The organism is Nitratidesulfovibrio sp. D1, from assembly GCF_051133415.1.
Classification (GTDB): Bacteria; Desulfobacterota; Desulfovibrionia; order Desulfovibrionales; family Desulfovibrionaceae; genus Cupidesulfovibrio.
Genome location: NZ_JBPGNZ010000001.1, coordinates 300704 through 317924, shown reverse-complemented (window position 1 = coordinate 317924; position 17221 = coordinate 300704). Strand labels below are relative to the sequence as shown.

The 17221-nt window shown below is 66.6% G+C and carries 16 protein-coding genes, 1 tRNA gene and 1 other RNA gene; 11 read left to right on the top strand and 7 right to left on the bottom strand.

Going from position 1 to position 17221, the window contains the following annotated elements:
* Positions 1–70: 70 nt before the first annotated feature.
* Positions 71–229 (top strand): rubredoxin, encoded by a 159-nt coding sequence (locus tag ACR4XJ_RS01370; protein WP_434753516.1) that lies wholly within the window; start codon positions 71–73, stop codon positions 227–229.
* A 228-nt stretch (positions 230–457) separates the two neighbouring features.
* On the opposite strand, the gene ACR4XJ_RS01365 is transcribed toward ACR4XJ_RS01370, so the two are convergent.
* The 3 genes from ACR4XJ_RS01365 to ACR4XJ_RS01355 all read right to left on the bottom strand — a co-directional run bounded on the left by ACR4XJ_RS01365 (position 458) and on the right by ACR4XJ_RS01355 (position 3419).
* Positions 458–1561 (bottom strand): pyridoxal-phosphate-dependent aminotransferase family protein, encoded by a 1104-nt coding sequence (locus tag ACR4XJ_RS01365; protein WP_434753515.1) that lies wholly within the window; start codon positions 1559–1561, stop codon positions 458–460.
* A gap of 62 nt (positions 1562–1623) precedes the next feature.
* Positions 1624–2535 (bottom strand): glutamate racemase, encoded by a 912-nt coding sequence (murI, locus tag ACR4XJ_RS01360; protein ID WP_434753514.1) that lies wholly within the window; start codon positions 2533–2535, stop codon positions 1624–1626.
* Entirely contained in the window at positions 2526–3419 is an 894-nt protein-coding gene (locus ACR4XJ_RS01355) for a pyridoxamine kinase (protein WP_434753513.1), read from the bottom strand. Before ACR4XJ_RS01355 ends, murI begins: the two co-directional genes overlap by 10 nt.
* A 213-nt stretch (positions 3420–3632) precedes the next feature.
* Between ACR4XJ_RS01355 and ACR4XJ_RS01350 the strand changes: the two genes are divergently transcribed.
* Entirely contained in the window at positions 3633–4544 is a 912-nt protein-coding gene (locus tag ACR4XJ_RS01350) for a hypothetical protein (protein WP_434753512.1), read from the top strand.
* A gap of 88 nt (positions 4545–4632) precedes the next feature.
* On the opposite strand, the gene ACR4XJ_RS01345 is transcribed toward ACR4XJ_RS01350, so the two are convergent.
* Positions 4633–5586: a sulfite exporter TauE/SafE family protein gene (locus ACR4XJ_RS01345; RefSeq protein WP_434753511.1), complete on the bottom strand. Its 954-nt coding sequence runs from the start codon at positions 5584–5586 to the stop codon at positions 4633–4635.
* A 371-nt stretch (positions 5587–5957) separates the two neighbouring features.
* Here ACR4XJ_RS01345 and ACR4XJ_RS01340 point away from each other — a divergent pair, with 371 nt between their 5' ends.
* From ACR4XJ_RS01340 to ffs, 6 genes are all read left to right on the top strand, one after another.
* A complete protein-coding gene (locus ACR4XJ_RS01340) occupies positions 5958–7046 on the top strand; it encodes a TOBE domain-containing protein (RefSeq protein WP_434753510.1) in 1089 nt (362 codons plus the stop codon).
* A gap of 243 nt (positions 7047–7289) precedes the next feature.
* Positions 7290–8594 (top strand): histidinol dehydrogenase, encoded by a 1305-nt coding sequence (gene hisD, locus ACR4XJ_RS01335; RefSeq protein WP_434753509.1) that lies wholly within the window; start codon positions 7290–7292, stop codon positions 8592–8594.
* A gap of 230 nt (positions 8595–8824) precedes the next feature.
* Positions 8825–9721, top strand: coding sequence for a phosphoribosylaminoimidazolesuccinocarboxamide synthase (locus ACR4XJ_RS01330; RefSeq protein WP_434753508.1), 897 nt, complete (start codon positions 8825–8827; stop codon positions 9719–9721).
* Between the two features lie 359 nt (positions 9722–10080).
* Positions 10081–10845, top strand: coding sequence for an enoyl-ACP reductase FabI (locus ACR4XJ_RS01325; RefSeq protein WP_434753507.1), 765 nt, complete (start codon positions 10081–10083; stop codon positions 10843–10845).
* A gap of 484 nt (positions 10846–11329) precedes the next feature.
* Positions 11330–11421: transfer RNA gene (locus ACR4XJ_RS01320), tRNA-Ser, on the top strand.
* Between the two features lie 18 nt (positions 11422–11439).
* Positions 11440–11535, top strand: an RNA gene (gene ffs, locus ACR4XJ_RS01315) — signal recognition particle sRNA small type.
* A 208-nt stretch (positions 11536–11743) separates the two neighbouring features.
* Here the strand turns inward: ffs and ACR4XJ_RS01310 are convergent.
* Positions 11744–12070: a hypothetical protein gene (locus ACR4XJ_RS01310; protein WP_434753506.1), complete on the bottom strand. Its 327-nt coding sequence runs from the start codon at positions 12068–12070 to the stop codon at positions 11744–11746.
* Positions 12071–12249: 179 nt separating this feature from the next.
* Here ACR4XJ_RS01310 and zupT point away from each other — a divergent pair, with 179 nt between their 5' ends.
* Positions 12250–13080 (top strand): zinc transporter ZupT, encoded by an 831-nt coding sequence (gene zupT / locus ACR4XJ_RS01305; RefSeq protein WP_434753505.1) that lies wholly within the window; start codon positions 12250–12252, stop codon positions 13078–13080.
* Positions 13081–13112: 32 nt separating this feature from the next.
* On the opposite strand, the gene ACR4XJ_RS01300 is transcribed toward zupT, so the two are convergent.
* On the bottom strand, positions 13113–13745 hold the full coding sequence (locus tag ACR4XJ_RS01300) for a methylated-DNA--[protein]-cysteine S-methyltransferase (RefSeq protein ID WP_434753504.1): 633 nt from the start codon (positions 13743–13745) through the stop codon (positions 13113–13115).
* A gap of 129 nt (positions 13746–13874) precedes the next feature.
* Complete coding sequence (locus ACR4XJ_RS01295) at positions 13875–15026, bottom strand: TIGR01212 family radical SAM protein (RefSeq protein ID WP_434753503.1); 1152 nt, start codon at positions 15024–15026, stop codon at positions 13875–13877.
* Positions 15027–15107: 81 nt separating this feature from the next.
* Between ACR4XJ_RS01295 and ACR4XJ_RS01290 the strand changes: the two genes are divergently transcribed.
* Complete coding sequence (locus ACR4XJ_RS01290) at positions 15108–16148, top strand: rod shape-determining protein (RefSeq protein WP_007527040.1); 1041 nt, start codon at positions 15108–15110, stop codon at positions 16146–16148.
* Positions 16144–17196: a rod shape-determining protein MreC gene (gene mreC / locus ACR4XJ_RS01285; protein ID WP_434753842.1), complete on the top strand. Its 1053-nt coding sequence runs from the start codon at positions 16144–16146 to the stop codon at positions 17194–17196. Before ACR4XJ_RS01290 ends, mreC begins: the two co-directional genes overlap by 5 nt.
* Positions 17197–17221: the final 25 nt, after the last annotated feature.

Here is a 17221-nt window from a genome sequence, read left to right as displayed (position 1 = left end):
CCGCCGTACCCGCGCGCGGGCCGTGCGCGGACGGCCGAAACAGCGCCCGACATGGCGCAAGGAGACATCGATGCAGAAGTACAAGTGCCCCTGCGGCTATGTGTACGACCCCGCCGAGGGCGACCCCGAGCACGGCGTGGGGCCGGACACCCCCTTCGCCGACCTGCCCGACGACTGGGTGTGCCCGTGGTGCGACGCGGAGAAGGAATACTTCGAACCCGTGCAGTAGCCGCGAGGACCGTTTCCGCGACAGCAAATGAACGACGCCCCCGGTCCGCCCCTGTGAGTCAGGGCGCGCCGGGGGCGTTTGATGTTTGGGGAATGTTCTGTGATTAAGGACTGTCGGGTGTCGGAAAGCCTCCGGTGGGTGCCGGTATGCAGTGCATCGGCGCGCATGCGTCGATGCGGAGTTGGGGCGGCGTCGAGGCAAGTTGCCGGTGGCTTTCCGCTCGCGCCCCTAGTCCTGCATTACGCTTTCGATGACGTCCAGCGCGGCGTCCACCAAGGCTTCCGTGGCCTGGGTGCCCATGTGGCCCAGGCGGAACACCTTGCCCGCCATGGGGCCGAAGCTGCCCGAGACGATAAGCCCGCGCTCGCGCAGGCGGCGCTGCCATTCCGGCCAGTCGAAGCCCTCGGGAATCAGGGCCGCCGTCACCGTGGGCGAGTTCACCGCGCCCTCGGCCGTCCACAGGTCCACGCCCAGCTTGGCGAGGCCCGCGCGGCAGCGATCGGCAACTTCCCGGTGCCGGTCGAAGCAGCCCTGCATGCCCCCCGTTTCGTTCAGGATGGCCAGCGCGCCCGCGTTGAGCGCGGCGGTGCCGTGCCAGTACGGGGTGTACGGGCAGCGGCCGTCCCGCTGCACGGTGCGGAACGGGGCGATGGCGTCGTAGCCCTGGTAGCCCACCGCCTCGATGACCTCCCACGCCGCCGGGCTGACCGACAGGAAGCTCATGGACGGCGGGGCGGAAAGACACTTCTGCGAGCCGCCCAGCACCAGGTCCGCGTGCCAGGCGTCGGCCTGCACGGGCGCGCCGCCCACGCTGGCCACCGCGTCCACGTAGAACAGCGGCACGCCGCAGGACTGCTTCAGCGCGCCAAGGCCGGCCAGCGGGTTCAGCGTGCCGGACGGGGTTTCGCAGTGCACGGCGGTGAGCATCTTCGGGCGGAAGCTGCGTATGGCGTCCTCGATGCCGGTGAGGTCGTCGATGGTCTCGTCGTACGGCAGCGAGACCTTGAGCACCTCGCAGCCGATGGACGCGGCCATGTCGCCGATGCCGTCGCCGAACACGCCGGTGCCCACGGACAGCACCCTGTCGCCGGGCGTAAGGCAGCTTTTCAGCGCGGCCCACAGGGCCAGCATGCCCTCGCCGGTCATGAGCACCACGTCGTGCCGCGTGTCCATGAGTTGCGCGAGGTTGCGGCCCGTCTCCGCGTACAGGGCCAGGTAGTCCGGCTCGATCTGGCCGGAGCCGTAGTCGCGGGTCATGGCCGCCAGCACGGCGGGGTGCAGGGTGACCGGGCCGGGCACCATGGGGATGGGGGCGTACGGCTTGTGAGCCATGGGGGTGACCTCCGGTGGGGGCTTGGGGCGGTGGGTGTTGTGTGCGCTGTGCGTCGTGCGAACTACAGATCTATCAACTCGACCTCGTCCGGGGCGATGGCCGTACCCAGGAACAGCCCGCCGGTGCGGGCGAAGCGGGGCACGTCGTCGGTGGTCAGAAAGCGCGCCTCGCCGCATTCGTTGCCGCCCGGCCCCGTGCGGACGGGCCGCACCAGCCCGGCGGCCTGCAATTCCGCCTGTACGGCCAGGGCGGTGGTGGCGGCGGAATCGACGATGACCGGCTCCGGCCCGATGACGTTGCGGATGGCCCGCGCCAGCAGGGGAAAGTGGGTGCAGCCCAGCACCAGGCAGTCGGGCGTTTCCGGCGTGTCGCTGCCGGACGCGGGGCGAAAGATGGGGTCCAGGTAGCGCGCGGCGATGTCTTCCACGATCCTGCCGTCCACCCAGCCTTCCTCGGCCAGCGGCACGAACAGCGGGCACGGCTGCCCGATGATCTGCGCGTCGGGCCGCAGGCCGTGGATGGCCTTGTGGTAGGCGCGGCCCCGGATGGTGGATTCCGTGGCGATGACCGCGATGCTGCCCCGGCGCGAGGCCCGGCAGGCGGCCTGTGCGCCCGGCTGCACCACGCCCACCACGGGCAGGCCGGGGTTGGCGGCGCGCAGGGCGTCCAGCGCCACGGAGGTGGCCGTGTTGCAGGCCACCACCAGCAGCTTGATGCGCCGCTGCACCAGCTTGGACGCGGCCTGCACGGCGTAACGGGTGATGGTTTCCGCGCTCTTGGTGCCGTAGGGCAGGCGGGCGGTGTCGCCCAGGTACAGGATGTCCTCGCAGGGCATGCGGGCGCGCAGGGCCTTCAGCACCGTAAGGCCGCCCACGCCGGAATCGAACATGCCGATGGGCAGGTGCGCGGCGTCGGGGCCATCATGGTCAGAGCCCGTGGCGGCGGGGCCGCACGCGGGGCCGTCTACTTGCATCGGTCCTCGTCCTCCAGAAGTTCGTAGCTGCTCACGGTCACCGGGGCGCGCAGGGTGTCCAGCACCCGTTCCAGCAGGATGCCCTCGCGGCTGGGCGAATTGTGCCCGAAGGTGGCGCGGATGCCCAGCGTGACGAAGTGCACGGCGCGGTCCATGGCGATGGGCAGGCTGTCGCCCTGCAACAGGCTGCCGGTGAGCACGCTGGCGAAGGTGTCGCCCGTGCCGGGATAGTGCGCGGGTATGTACTGGCAGTCCACCTTCCAGAACCGGTCGTGGGTGCTGTGGTAGGCCGCCACCGAACTGACGCCCGCATGCCCGGCCACCGGCACGCTGGTGATCACCGCCACGCGCGGGCCCATGGCCGTCAGGCGGCGCAGCCAGTCCTTGAGGTCCGCCGTGGAGATGGATTCGCGGTAGGGCTCGTCCAGCAGCAGGGCGGCCTCGGTGAAATTGGGGGTGATGACGTCCGCCTTGTGCACCAGCCAGCGCATGCGCTGCACCATCTCCATGTCCATGGTGGGTTCCAGCTGGCCGTTGTCGCCAAGCACCGGGTCCACCACGGCAAGGCCGCCCTCCACCCGGCAGGTGTCGATGCACCGGGCGACAATCTCCACCTGCGCCGGGGACCCTAGAAAGCCGCTGTACACCGCGTCGAATCGCAGCCCCAGGGCCTGCCAGTGGTCCAGAAACAGGCGCATCTGGTCGGTAAGGTCCAGAAAGCTGTAGTCCGTGAAGCCCGCCGTGTGTGTGGACAGCACCGCCGTGGGCATGGGGCAGACCTGCGCGCCCATGGCGGACAGCACGGGAATGGCCACGGTGAGCGAGGTGCGGCCGAAGCCGGAAAGATCGTGGATGGCCGCCACGCGCGGCACGGCATTGCGCATTGCAGGGCTCCTTGCCCGGTGTTCCGGACTGGCCGGGCTCCGGGCAGGACGATGGATGCCCGGAGTATGCCCGGACGGGCATGGTCCGGCCCGGCGGGCACACCATCACCACGGAGCGGGGCAAAAGGCAAGAGTGTAGAGGTATAAGAACAGTTTTGAAAACAGGCTTGACCAAAGCGCCACGAGTCGGCACAGGAGAAAAAAGGAGGATTTATGTCACGATATACTCTTGACGATTCGGCGGGGGAAGATGCCGCATTTGTTATCACTATAAATTATGATCCGTTGGCAGAATCCCCGGCAAGGATATTTATGGTTGCCGGGGAGTTGCTTCAAATATTACAAAAAGTTGATACACTATTGACCGCTAGCGTTGATGAGCAGATAGGCTCGCGATTCGTAATAGAACGAATCGAGTCTGGCTCGTTGAGAATGCGTATAGCAACGCTTTTGAAGGCTGTAGATGATGATGCTTTAAAAAGTATGGATTGGAAAAAGGCTGTTGGGAAATATGTTGTAAAAGCGAAGTATTTTTTACTTAAGAAATTAGAGAATTGTGAAATCAAGAGTAAAGCTGATTTGGACGGGTTGGCTCATGACATCAGGATTCTTGCTGAACAGACGAATGTTCTCAGGATGCCTGCCTATAGAATGGTGCAGCCACTTGATCTTGCAGGCAGTATTGTTGGACTCGGGAAATCGCTAGAAGGGTTAAAAACTGGCGAGTCGATAGAATTCTATTCTGGTGACGGGAGTGCCAGAATCGAAAAAGACAATATGCTATCACAAGATTATGTTGAGGAACTTCTTACGGAGAAAACGATTGTCAATACTGTGGATAGAATTCTAACCGTAAAGAAGCCTGACTTTCTTGGGGATTCAAGATGGGTCTTTAAATTTTCAGGCACACTTTATGAAGCAAATGTTGATGACGTGGAATGGCTATCAAGATTTCGCTCTGGGAGCATTGATATTAGACCTCAAGATTCATTGCATGTGACTGTAAAAGAGTCGTTTCGATATGGTTCAGGCGGCGTGCTAATTTCTCAGAAAAATACAATACTTTATGTTCGGGATATTGTCCGGGCTAAGAGGGAAATGACTTTGGGGCTCCCGTATCATTAAACTGTATGATATTTTTGATGCAGTGAGTGGAAGGTGTGTCTATAGTCTGCGAGTGTATTACTGGGTTATGACAGTATGGCTGGTAATCTTATTTAAAAAATTCCACCACGTACTTCCCCGCCGTAAGCAGCAGGACGCAGCACAGCATCCACTTGATGAGCCGGGCGGAAACGTACTTCTGGCAGCGCGCGCCCAGGTACATGCCCGCCATGCCGCCAAGGCCCAGCAGCAGGCCCAGCATCCAGTCCGGGGCCACGGACATGTGTGGGTACAGCGGCGCGATGGCCATGTAGAAGGTGACCCCTGCCACCGAGGTGACGAAGGTGCCCATCAGGGCCGCGCCCGCCACGGTGTACACCGGCAGCCCGAAGAACGAGACGAAGAACGGCGCGATGATGGCCCCGCCGCCGATGCCGTACACCCCGCCCACGATGCCCACGACGAAGCTCAGGCTGAAGATGCCCACAGTGCGAAAGCTGTAGGTTTCGCCGTAGAAGCTGTACGAGATGCGCGACAGGCAGCACTCGTTCATGCACACGGCGGGCAGGTCGTCGGGGTTCCTGCCTTCCGCCGCCGCCTTTTCGCGGTGGGCGCGCACCAGCGTGCGGAACTTTTCCTCCGCCGTGGCCTTGCCGTTGCCCGCCTTCTTCTTCGTCAGGTCGCGCACCATGCGCAGGGCGATGTAGGCCAGCACGCACGCGGCGAACAGCTTGAAGTCGCGCGCGTCGGGCAGCCAGGTCACCCGGACCAGGGCCCCTATCAGTACCCCCGGCAGCGTGCCGACGATCACCACCCACGTCAGCGGCCAGACCATGCGCCCTTCGCGGATGTAGCGGTACACCCCGCTGGGGATGGCCACCACGTTGTAGAACTGGTTGGTGGCGCTGACGGAGGGGTTCACGTAGCCCAGGAAGGACATCTGGAAGGGCAGCAGCAGGAACGCGCCCGACACGCCCCCCATGGACATGAAGAATGACACCACGAACGCCACCAGCGGCGGTATCCACGGTTCCGCGTGTATGCCTGCGACGGGGAAGTACATGGCGGCCTCCTGCGCGTGAGCGGCCGGGGCGGGGAAGACCGGGACGGATGCCGGACCGGCGGTGGCGGACAGGATGCCCGGCCGGTTCCGGCGGTTCTTTTTCTGACACGTTTTTTATAATCTTCGTGTTAGTTGAAAAATAGCGCATGGCCGGGCTGATGTCACGGATTATTTTATTTTCATGCCTGTGCGCGGAATGAATCACGGCTTTTATTTTCGCGCGTCAGCGCCTATATGATAAAAATTCTGACGACGGACGGACGGGTTCGCGGCGTTCGCCGCCGTATTCCGGACCTGTCGCCGCAGGGCGCACGCCCGGCGACAGACACGGCCCCGCCCGGCCCCACGCGCACGCAACCAACGGGACACCCATGCGACAGGACGACAGCCTCGAACGAATCTGGGAAGCGCTGGCCGAAAACGTGGCGGAACGCCGCCACAATCCGGCGGGCATGCTCTCCATACCCGACGACGTGAAGTATCTGGACACGGTGGAACTGGCTCGGCTGGAAGAGGCCTTCCGCCTGTGGGCCGCCCGTCCGGCGCGGGGCGACGTGCGCCGCTCGCGCCTGCGCATGCTGCTGGTGTTCCTGCTCATCCGCCACACCGGGGCGCGCCTTGGCGAGGTGCTGGCCCTGGCCCCGGCCCGCGACATCGACACGGCGCGCGGCGTGGCCCGCCTGGGCGAACCGGTGCGCGAGGTGCAACTGCCGCCCGATCTCGTGGCCCAGCTTTCCGGCCTGCTGGACGAGGCCGTGGCGGGCGAGGGCGAACGCCCCTTCGACGTGGACCAGGCCCACGTGCGCCGCAAGTTCTACGAGCGCGCCCACGAGTGCGACCTGGCCCCGGACCTCGCCAACCCCAGCGCCCTGCGCCGCTCGCGGGCCATCGAACTGCTGCGCTCGGGCCTGCCGCTGCCGGTGGTGCAGCGGTTGCTGGGCCATTCCACGGCCAGCCTGACGGCGGCGTACATCGACGTCTCGCACGAGGACATGCAGCGCATGGTGGGCCACGCGCTGGACCGCGAGCAGCGCCGCCGCACCAGCGCGCGCAACGCCTTCTACGGGCGCATCGCGGCGGTGGTGCGCGGCGACGTGCAGTCGGTGGTTTCGGTGCAGACGCCGTCGGGCATCCGGGTGGCCTCGGTCATCACCAACGACAGCCTGGACAATCTGGGCCTGCGCCCCGGCGTGTTCGCCGCGGCGGAGGTGAAGGCCCCGTGGGTGGTGCTGACCGTGGGCAGCGAGGCCCCCACCTCCACGGCGGGCAACGTGTACCCGGCCACCATCGTCAAGGTGCTGATGGGCGCGGCCACGGCGGAAGCGGTGGCCCGGCTGGAGGACGGCACCGAGATCTGCTCCGTGCTCACGGCGGACCGGGTGCGCTCGCTGGACCTGGCCGTGGGCACCCCGGTGTGGGTGCTGATCAACGTGTTTTCCGTCATCCTGAACGTGAGCTGACGGCGCGGGGCGTCGCCCCCGGCCCGCCCCGCCTTCGCCCCCCGTCTTTCGCCCCTACCTTTCGCCTGCCGGGGCCGGACCGTGCGCCAGTGCGGCGCTCTCGACTTTTGCCCGCCGCTCCGGTATGTGGCGCGGACACACCATGCCGCCTGAGCGCGCAGGCAGTTTCCGCCGGCGTGCCCCCCGCGCGGAGTTCCGTCGCATTTCCGTCGCACAACAGGCCGCACTCTCAAGGAGGCCGCCATGCCATGCCGTACGCTCTTCCTCCGGTCCGTGGATGACGGGGAGGAACTGCAGGCCCTGCTCGCGGGGCGTGACAACCCCGGCGACACCGTGGAACCCGCCGTCCGCGAGATTCTGGATACCGTCCGCGCCGGGGGCGACGCCGCCCTGGCCGACTACACCCGCCGTTTCGACTGTCCCGGCTTCGACGCCGCGCGCATTCGCGTGGGCGAAGACGAAATCGCCGCCGCCCTCGAAGAGGTCGGCCCCGGCGACCGGGCCATCATCGCCGAAGCCGCCGCCAACATCCGCGCCTTTCACGAGGCGCAGAAGGAACGGTCGTGGTTCTCCACCCGGCCGGACGGCTCCGTGCTGGGCCAGATGGTCACCCCCGTGGACCGCGCCGGGCTGTACGTGCCCGGCGGGCAGGGCGGCAACACCCCGCTCATCTCCAGCCTGCTGATGAACGCCATTCCCGCGCAGGTGGCCGGGGTGCCGGAAATCGCCGTCATCTCGCCGCCCCGCAAGGACGGCACGCTGAACCCGTTCATCCTCGCCGCCGCGCACCACCTTGGCGTCACCGAGGTGCACCGCGCGGGCAGCGCCTGGGCCATCGCCGCCCTGGCCTTCGGCACCGAGACCGTGCGGCCCGTGGACGTCATCGCCGGGCCGGGCAACATCTGGGTGACCACGGCCAAGCGGCTGCTCATCGGCCGGGTGGGCATCGACATGATCGCCGGGCCCAGCGAAATCCTGATTTTGGCCGACCACACCGCCCGCGCCGACTGGGTGGCCGCCGACATGCTGTCGCAGGCCGAGCACGATCCGCTGGCCTCGTCCATCTGCGTCACCGATTCGCCCGCGCTGGTGGACGCCCTGAAGCTGGAACTGGCCGCCCAGTGCGACACGCTGCCCCGCGCCGACATCGCCCGCAAGGCGCTGGCCGACTGGGGCGCCATCGTGGTGGTGCCGGACATGGACACCGGCGTCGCCATCACCAACAGGATCGCGCCGGAACACCTTGAAGTGCTGACCAGAGACCCGTGGGCGCTGCTGGGCTCCATCCGCCATGCCGGGGCCGTGTTTCTGGGCGGCTGGTCGCCGGAGCCGGTGGGCGACTATTTTGCCGGGCCCAACCACGTGTTGCCCACCATGGGCACGGCGCGCTTCTCGTCCGCCCTTTCGGTGCAGACCTTCTGTAAGCGCACCAGCGTCATTTCGGCCACGGCCGCGTTCACCCGCAGCAACGCCGCCTCCATCGCGCGGCTGGCCCGGCTGGAAGGGCTGGAGGCGCACGCCCGCTCGGCGGAATCCCGCAACAGGTAGCGGCGGGCGGGGAGCGTGGCCACCTGGGACGCGCATGGCGTCAGGCCGCACTTTGTACCGGCCGCGCATCTTGTACGGCCCGCCCGACCCGCGTTATCGTATCCGAAGGCCCGGCGGTTCCGGCCCGCCCCCGCGCGGCCGGGCCCGTCGGCACCGGCAAGCCGTGACGCCGCCGGGCGTCGCGCAGCATCGCACCGCAACCGCAGACAAGGGAAGACAAGGGAAGATACATGCAGGTCGTCACGCAAACCGACATCAAGGAATACCCGCTGCTCTCGCGGGGCAAGGTCCGCGACATCTACGAAATCGACGCGCAGACCCTGCTCATCGTCACCACCGACCGCATGTCGGCCTTTGACGTGATCATGGGCGAGCCCATCCCCTACAAGGGCGTGATCCTGAACAGCATCACCCTGTTCTGGATGCAGCGCTTCGCCGGGCTGGTGAAGAACCACCTCGTCGAGCACGACGTGGACCGTTTTCCCGCGCCGCTCGCCCCCTACCGCGACATGCTGGAGGGCCGCGCCGTCATCGTGCGCAAGGCCAAGCCCCTGCCGGTGGAATGCATCGTGCGCGGGCACATCACCGGTTCCGGCTGGAAGGACTATCAGGCCACCGGCGCGGTGTGCGGCCACAAGCTGCCCGCCGGGCTGCCGGAATCGGCCAAGCTGGAAACCCCGCTGTTCACCCCCTCGACCAAGGCGGAACAGGGCGAGCACGACGAGAACATCAGCATCGAGGAAGCCGCCAGGCTGCTGGGCGCGGACCTGGCCGCCAGGGTGCAGGAGCTTGCCATCGCCATCTTCTCGCAGGGGCGCGAATACGCCGAAGGGCGGGGCATCATCATCGCCGACACCAAGTTCGAGTTCGGGCTGGTGGATGGCGAGGTGATCCTGATCGACGAGGTGCTCACCCCCGATTCGTCGCGCTTCTGGCCCGCCGAAGGGTATGCGCCCGGCAAGGGCCAGCCCAGCTTCGACAAGCAGTACCTGCGCGACTGGCTGGCCTCGCAGCCGTGGGACAAGACGCCGCCGCCCCCGGCCCTGCCGGAGCACGTCATTGCCGAAACCGGCAGGAAGTACCGCGAGGCGTACGAGATTTTGACCGGCCAGAAGCTGGCCGTTTAGACAGGCGGCAAACTGTCCTTTTTCCCGCTGGCGTCGTCAAACTTCGCCCGTCATGGCTTTGCTGTCCTTAGCCGTAAGACTCGCAAGCTCGTCTAACGGCTAAGGCTCGGTCGAATACGATAAGAGTATGCTCTGCGGTCGCCATCCGTAAGGTTCGCTTTGCTCACCTAACGGCTGCCGCACTCCCTCATGGCGGGCTCGTTTTCCTAGCCAGCGGAAAAAAATCCTAGTTTGCCAGTATGTCGCATGCGCGTGGCGCTCCCGAGGGAAGAGCGCCGCGCCGCCGCAAGCCGGGACGCCGCGCCGCGCGCTGCATCCCCGTTTTTCCGTCATCTACCCAGAACAACAGGGAGAACCGCATGCTGCTCGCAGGAAAGAAGGCACTGATCTTCGGCGTGGCCAACAACAAGAGCATCGCCTACGGCATTTCCAGGGAATTCAAGAACCACGGCGCCCAGCTGGCCTTCAGCTACGTGGGCGAGGCCATCCAGAAGCGCGTGGAGCCCATCTGCGAGGAACTGGGCGGCGACTTCACCTTCCCCTGTGACGTCACCGACGACGCGCAGGTGGCCGCCGCCGCCGAAATGGTGCGCGAGAAGTGGGGCACCGTGGACGTCATCGTCCACTCCGTGGCCTTTGCCCACCGCGACGACCTGCACGGCCGCTTCATCGACACCACCCGCGACGGCTTCAAGCTGGCGCTGGACGTTTCCGCCTACTCGCTGGTGGCGCTGTGCAAGGCTTTCGAGCCGCTGCTGCACCCCGGCTCCTCGGTGCTGACCATGACCTACTACGGCGCGCAGAAGGTCATCACCAACTACAACGTCATGGGCGTGGCCAAGGCCGCGCTGGAAGCCTCGGTCCGCTACCTGGCCGTGGACCTGGGCGCCAAGGGCGTGCGCATCAACGGCCTGAGCGCCGGGCCCATCAAGACCCTGGCCGCCTCGGGCATCTCGGGCTTCAAGCAGATCCTGGACCACATCGAGGAACATTCACCCCTGCGCCGCAACGTGACTACCGAGGACGTGGGCCGCGCGGCCGTGTACCTGGCCTCGGACCTGTCGTCCGCCATGACCGGCGAGGTGATGTTCGTGGATTCCGGGTACAACGTCATGGGCATCTAGCACGCCATCCACAAACGGGCGCTTTTGCCCGATGGCGTCGTCAAACGGCGTTTTTGCGCGGGTCGAGTACGGTAAGAGCGCGCTGCGGTCGTCATCCGTAATGCTCGCAGGCTCGCATAACGGCTGCCGCACACTCCCCTTGCAAAAACGCCGTTTTCCTTGCCCTCGGCACAAAATCGCTCCGCTTGCGGACGGCGTGATAATGCGCGGACGGATGTGGGGAAAGGCAAAGTGTCTTTCGTGCGTAAGCCGATGGTTTCGGCTTTTTCGCAAGGGCCCACCCTTTCGGGTGGGCCTTTTGTGTTTGCGGCAGTTGCGGACGGCGTGTTGTCGCTCGGGCGGGGTAGGGATTGAGAAGCGGTGCCAACCCTTCCGTATTCCGAGAAATGGGGCCTGCGGAACGGCGGGCGGAGGATTGGCGCGCTCCCCGCACTTTTCGCTTGCCATGCTGCCCCGGCGTCTGCTAGACACTGCCTTCTCGCACGGAGAGGTGTCCGAGATGGCCTAAGGAGCACGATTGGAAATCGTGTGTACCCTAACCCGGTACCGGGAGTTCGAATCTCCCCCTCTCCGCCAGTTTTTATGCTTGATACAGATCGGGAGCCGGACGGCGGCAACGCCGCCAACCCCGTCAGGTCCGAAAGGAAGCAGCGGTAACGGTTGTGGCCGGGTGTCCGGCTCCCTGAAGGCACAAGGCAGCTTGTGCCTTCATCTGTTATGCGCCCGTGTTCATCCGCACGTGCGCATCGGCGGTCCCGGATGCTCCCGCGTTGCGGGCGCTTCCGGACGGGGCAGCCCGAAAGGGAAGCCTCGGCATACCACCGCCACCTCCAAACAAGACGGCCAGCGCAATCGGGAGCGCTGGCCGTCTCGTTTTTCCAGGCTGAAATGGAGGGATTCACTCCCCGAACCTCCCCGCGCCGTGGCCCATGCGGTTCACGTTGGCGGCCTCGCGGCTGGGCAGGGTGTACAGGCGCACCTTGTGGCTGCGCGGAAATTCGCGCTTGAGCAGGGTCTTCAGCAGGCGGCGCACCGCGTCGGCGGAAAGGGCGGTCCACGTCTCCTCGTGAAATCCCGCCTCGAACACGTCGTAGCTGTCCGGCCCGGTGCGCACGATGGCCACGGAACGGTTGCGCTTGTAGGTGCGCAGATCCAGGCAGTGGCCCGTTTCCAGCCGGGGCAGCCGTTCGCACACCGTGGCGATGAGGGTGGTCTTGTCCAGCATGGGCCGTGATGTCCGGGTGATGTCCGGGGGTTCGTGCTTGCGTCGGGTCGGCGCTTCTGCGACGTTGCTTCTTCGGGGTTTCGCCCTGTGCCCGGTCCGGGCGGCTGCCGCGCACAGGCGTGGCGTCAGCCGAACGGAGCATCGCGCGAACGGAGCATCGCACGCACGGAGTATCGCACATGGACACGCAGCAACTGTTTCTGGCGTTCGGCCTGACGCTCTTCGCCGGGCTTGCCACCGGCATCGGCTCGGCGCTGGCCTTCTGGACCCGGCGGACCAACACCTCGTTCCTAGCCGGAGCCATGGGGTTTTCGGCGGGCGTGATGGTCTATGTCTCCTTCGTGGAGATTCTCGTCAAGGCGCGGGAGGCCCTCAGCGAGCAGTGGGGCGAAACGCCTGGCGCATGGGCGGCGGTGCTGGCGTTCTTCGCGGGCATGGGCCTCATCGCGGCCATCGACAGGCTGGTGCCCGACTACGAGAACCCGCACGAACTGCACTCCATCGAGGAACTGGACGCCGGGCTCGACAACCTGCCTCGCAACGAGGCGCACGACTTCGGAAAACTGCGTCGCGCGGGCGTGTTCACGGCCATCGCCATCGCCATCCACAACTTTCCCGAGGGGCTGGCCACCTTCACCGCCGCGCTGACGGACCCGGCCATGGGCATCGCCATCGCCGTGGCCATCGCCATTCACAACATCCCGGAAGGCATCGCCGTTTCCGTGCCCATTTTCTACGCCACCGGCGACCGCTGGAAGGCCTTTCGCTATTCCTTCCTGTCCGGGCTGTCCGAGCCCGTCGGCGCGCTGGTGGGCTATCTGGTGCTGCTGCCGTTCTTCTCCCCGGCCGTGTTCGGAGTGCTGTTCGCCGGGGTGGCCGGGATCATGGTCTACATCTCGTTCGACCAGTTGCTGCCGGGCGCGGAGGAGTACGGGAAGCACCACGTCTGTATCTTCGGGCTGGTGGCGGGCATGGCGGTGATGGCGCTCTCGCTGTTGCTGCTGGGATAGCGGCGGCGCGTGCCGGGCGTCCCGGGGCCGGGTCAGTCCTTCATGGTTTCGTCGATGGCCCCTTCCAGAAGCAGCAGCCAGCGTTTCATGGGCAGACCGGACGCGCCGAAGCCGTGCAGCCGGATGTTGCGGCCGGAACCGCCCAGCACCCGGTGGCAGGGAATGACCAGCGGCCACGGGTTGCGCGCCATGATCTGCCCCACCCCGCGCGCCGCGCCGGGGCGGCCCGCCAGCGCGGCCAGCCCGGCGTAGGTGGTGAACTGTCCGTGCGGAACCTTGTCGCGCAGGGCCATGAGCACGTCGCGGGTGAACGGGGTCAGGCCGTCCATCAGGAAGGGCAGGTCGGGCCAGCGTACCGGCTTTCCGGCCACGTAGGCTTCAAGGGCGGCCTGAACGGCGCGGCCATGAGCGGTGACCGGACCGGCGGGCAAGCCGGGCCAGGAATCCGGGCGCGGGTTGCTCCACCCGTCGCGCGCGGCGGGCGCGGAGGCCAGCGCGGGCGCGTCCCAACTCATGGTGATCTCGCGCAATCGGTCGCCACGCCAGTGCAGGATCAGCGAGAGCGGTCCGGCCACGAGGCGTTCGCGCACCTCGTCGAACAGCGATTCGTCAAGGAAGTCAGCCGTGGCGAGGCGACGGCGGGGGGTGGTGGAATGTCGTGACATGTGGCCTCCGCGAGGTCGCTCCGGATAGTATGGTGTTGCGTGGCGCTGCCGCTCCGTTGCGGATGGCATGCCTGTTGTGCACGGAACCATAGAATCATTACAATACGGGGGGCAGGGGGCTTTGTCCCCTCAGGGGGTTCCAAGGGGCGACAGCCCCTTGGCCGCCGGAGGCGAACAAGAACACCGCCACCCCTCCACCGGCCGCAGGTGCGCAAAAGCCGCGCACGCCGTCGCGTATTCCGCCTCCCACGCGCGGGCCTGTTCCGTGTCGCGCAGGCGCGGCGCAGCCCCCGGCAGGCGGTGGGGCGGCACCGCGAACCATGCGGGCGGGGCGGACGGGGCGTCCGGCGTATTCGGGGTTTCCCCCGCCACATCCTTCCCCTGCCAGGTGTCCCGCTCGGCCAGCAGTTCGTGGATGCGCGCCGTGGTGGCCCGCTTGTCCCCGGCCCAGTCCGGGGCCAGCAGTTCATCCCCCGCCGGGTCCCCGGTCAGGCGCTGGACGACGATCTCCGGCCGCAGCCGGGGCAGGGCGCGGGCCATGAGGTCCGCGTACTCCTCGCGCTCCAGCGGGGTATATTCCCCGGCCCGCCACTGCCGCGCCAGCGCGGTGTGCTCGCACACGTACAGCCCGTGGAATTTCACCCCGTGCACCGGCAGCCAGTTCACCCAGTCCACCGTGGCCAGGAAGTCCCGTGCGTTCTCGCCCGGCAGCCCGGCCATGAGGTGTGCGCACACGCGCAGCCCCCGCGCGGCGGCCGCGCGTACCGCCCGCTCGGACGCGGCCGCGCCGTGCCCCCGGTTGATGCGGGCCAGGGTGGCGTCATGGGCCGACTGCAACCCCAGTTCCAGCCAGACTTCGGGAAGGGGGAGTGCGGCCACCAGGTCGAGCCGTTCATCATCCACACAGTCGGGCCGGGTGCCCACCGCCGCGCCCACGATGCCCGGCAGTGCAGGCAACGCGCCGAGAACATGGCGCAATTTGTCGATTGGCCCATATGTGTTGGAAAACGACTGCAAATAGGCTATGAACAGTCCGGCGTTGCGCGTGCGGGCGTAACGCCCCGTCCAGACCGTCCACTGTTCTTCCAGCGTCAGTCCATCTTCGCCAAGCCCGGAACCGGAACCGCGCGGGTTGCAGAACACGCAGCCCCCGCGCGACAATGTTCCGTCGCGGTTGGGGCAGGAGAATCCGGCGTCGAGCGGCACCTTCTGGACGCGCGCGCCGAAGCGCAACCGCAAATACGTCGCCAGCAGGTGCAGCCGGGCCGTGGTGTTTTCCATTGACAATGGCTGTCCTTTTGGAAGAATGCCCTGTTTCCAACGTTGATACGCATTCCCCCTCAGAGAGGCAAGTAAGATAACATGGCAAAGATACTGGATTTCGTCCTTGGAATGTTTTCCAACGACCTGGCCATAGACCTGGGTACGGCCAATACCTGCGTCTACGTCAAGGGCCAGGGCATCGTGCTGCGCGAACCCTCGGTGGTGGCGGTGAAAAAGGATACGCGCGGCAACAACGTGGTGCTGGCCGTGGGCCACGACGCCAAGCGCATGCTGGGCCGCACCCCTGGGAACATCCAGGCCATCCGGCCCATGAAGGACGGCGTCATCGCCGACTTCGAGATCACCGAGGCCATGCTGCGCCACTTCATCTCCAAGGTGCACAATTCCCGCCGCCTGGTGCGGCCGCGCATCATGATCTGCGTGCCCACCGGCATCACCCAGGTGGAAAAGCGCGCGGTGAAGGAATCGGCCCAGAGCGCGGGCGCGCGAGAGGTGTACCTGATCGAGGAGCCCATGGCCGCGGCCATCGGGGCCAACCTGCCCATCCAGGAACCCACCTCGAACATGGTGGTGGACATCGGCGGCGGCACCACCGAGGTGGCGGTCATCTCGCTGTCGGGCATCGTCTACTCGCGCTCGGTGCGCGTGGGCGGCGACAAGATGGACGAGGCGATCATGACCCACGTCAAGCGCAAGTACAACATGCTCATCGGCGAATCGTCGGCCGAAGAGATCAAGATCAAGATAGCCTCGGCCTATCCCATGGACCCCGAGCAGCAGCTTGAGGTGAAGGGCCGCGACCTCGTCACCGGCATTCCGCAGAACATCATCATCACCTCCGAAGAGGTGCGCAAGGCCATTTCCGAGCAGGTCGAGAGCATCGTCCAGGCGGTGCGCATCGCGCTTGAACAGACCCCGCCGGAACTGGCGGCCGACATCGTGGACCGGGGCATCGTGCTCACGGGCGGCGGCGGCCTGCTCAAGGGGCTCGACCAACTGCTGCGCGAAGAAACCTCGCTGCCCATCACCGTGGTGGACGATCCGCTCTCCACCGTGGTCATCGGCACCGGCAAGGCGCTGGACAATCTGCACATCCTGAAGGAGGTGTGCATAGATTAACGCCTCGCTCAAGCGCATCATCCTGCTTCTGGTACTGGCGCTGTTCCTGTACCTCGGCCTGTATACCTGGAACCAGAGAACCGGCGTGCTCGACAGGCTGGCGGAACACGCCGGTCTCGAATTCGTGGGCGCCATCCTGAAGCCGGGCGTGTGGGCGAGGGACCAGGTCGTTTCGTCGTGGAACAACTACCTCGACCTGGTCGGGGTGCGCGAGGAAAACGAGGCGCTGCACGAGCAGGTGCGCACTCTTTCGCAACAGGTGCAGGTTGCCTCCGAAGAGCGGGCCGAACTGGCCCGCCTGCGCGCGTTGCTGGAACTGGAACCCCCCGAAGGCTGGCGGCCCCTTGGCGCGCGCGTGGTGGCCAACCGGCTTGGCCCGCAGGCCGCCCTGGAATCGGCCATCATCAGCCGGGGCTACTATTCCGGCGCGGGGCCGGGCACGCCCGTGGTCACCCACGAGGGCGTGGTGGGCCGCGTGTACCGCGCGGGACCCTACACCGCCACCGTACTGCTGCTGACCGATCCGGGCAGCCGCATGGCCGTGCTCAGCGCCGTCAACCGCACCGCGGGCATTCTGGTGGGCACCGGCCCGCGCGGCCTGCTGGAGATGAAGTACGTGCCCCAGAACGCCCGCATCGAGGTGGGCGAACTGGTGCTGACCTCGGGCCTGGAGGGCGCCTTCCCCAAGGGGGTGCCGGTGGCCCAGGTGGAAAGCGTGTCCCAGTCCGACCTTTCGCTGTTCCAGACCGTGTACGCCAGCCCCCTGGCCGACCTGGAAGCCTTGGAAGAGGTGTTGCTGCTGGAGCGCCCTCCCGTGCAGCCCGGCGCGCGCACCCTGCCCCTGCCCGCGGTCAACGCCACCCAAGGCGTGGGGCCGGGCACCGGCCATGGTCCGGGCCAGGGCAACGGCACGGCGGGGCACGGCGGCCAGCGCGCGCAGCCGGTGCAGTCCAACCAGCCCGCGCCGCGCGCGCCGCGTCCGCAACCCGCGCAACCCGCGCAGCAGCCGCAGCAGGCCCCGCAGCCTGCCCAGGCTCCCCGGCAATAGGCGGCATCCGCCCGGCCCGCGCGGC

Coding starts and splice junctions, on each gene's coding strand:
- ACR4XJ_RS01290 (WP_007527040.1), top strand. CDS start 15,108: ATGGCAAAGATACTGGATTTCGTCCTTGGAATGTTTTCCAACGACCTG.
- ACR4XJ_RS01310 (WP_434753506.1), bottom strand. CDS start 12,070: ATGCTGGACAAGACCACCCTCATCGCCACGGTGTGCGAACGGCTGCCC.
- ACR4XJ_RS01300 (WP_434753504.1), bottom strand. CDS start 13,745: ATGTCACGACATTCCACCACCCCCCGCCGTCGCCTCGCCACGGCTGAC.
- ACR4XJ_RS01325 (WP_434753507.1), top strand. CDS start 10,081: ATGCTGCTCGCAGGAAAGAAGGCACTGATCTTCGGCGTGGCCAACAAC.
- ACR4XJ_RS01295 (WP_434753503.1), bottom strand. CDS start 15,026: ATGGAAAACACCACGGCCCGGCTGCACCTGCTGGCGACGTATTTGCGG.
- hisD (WP_434753509.1), top strand. CDS start 7,290: ATGCCATGCCGTACGCTCTTCCTCCGGTCCGTGGATGACGGGGAGGAA.
- ACR4XJ_RS01370 (WP_434753516.1), top strand. CDS start 71: ATGCAGAAGTACAAGTGCCCCTGCGGCTATGTGTACGACCCCGCCGAG.
- zupT (WP_434753505.1), top strand. CDS start 12,250: ATGGACACGCAGCAACTGTTTCTGGCGTTCGGCCTGACGCTCTTCGCC.
- ACR4XJ_RS01340 (WP_434753510.1), top strand. CDS start 5,958: ATGCGACAGGACGACAGCCTCGAACGAATCTGGGAAGCGCTGGCCGAA.
- ACR4XJ_RS01355 (WP_434753513.1), bottom strand. CDS start 3,419: ATGCGCAATGCCGTGCCGCGCGTGGCGGCCATCCACGATCTTTCCGGC.
- murI (WP_434753514.1), bottom strand. CDS start 2,535: ATGCAAGTAGACGGCCCCGCGTGCGGCCCCGCCGCCACGGGCTCTGAC.
- ACR4XJ_RS01330 (WP_434753508.1), top strand. CDS start 8,825: ATGCAGGTCGTCACGCAAACCGACATCAAGGAATACCCGCTGCTCTCG.
- ACR4XJ_RS01365 (WP_434753515.1), bottom strand. CDS start 1,561: ATGGCTCACAAGCCGTACGCCCCCATCCCCATGGTGCCCGGCCCGGTC.
- ACR4XJ_RS01345 (WP_434753511.1), bottom strand. CDS start 5,586: ATGTACTTCCCCGTCGCAGGCATACACGCGGAACCGTGGATACCGCCG.
- ACR4XJ_RS01350 (WP_434753512.1), top strand. CDS start 3,633: ATGTCACGATATACTCTTGACGATTCGGCGGGGGAAGATGCCGCATTT.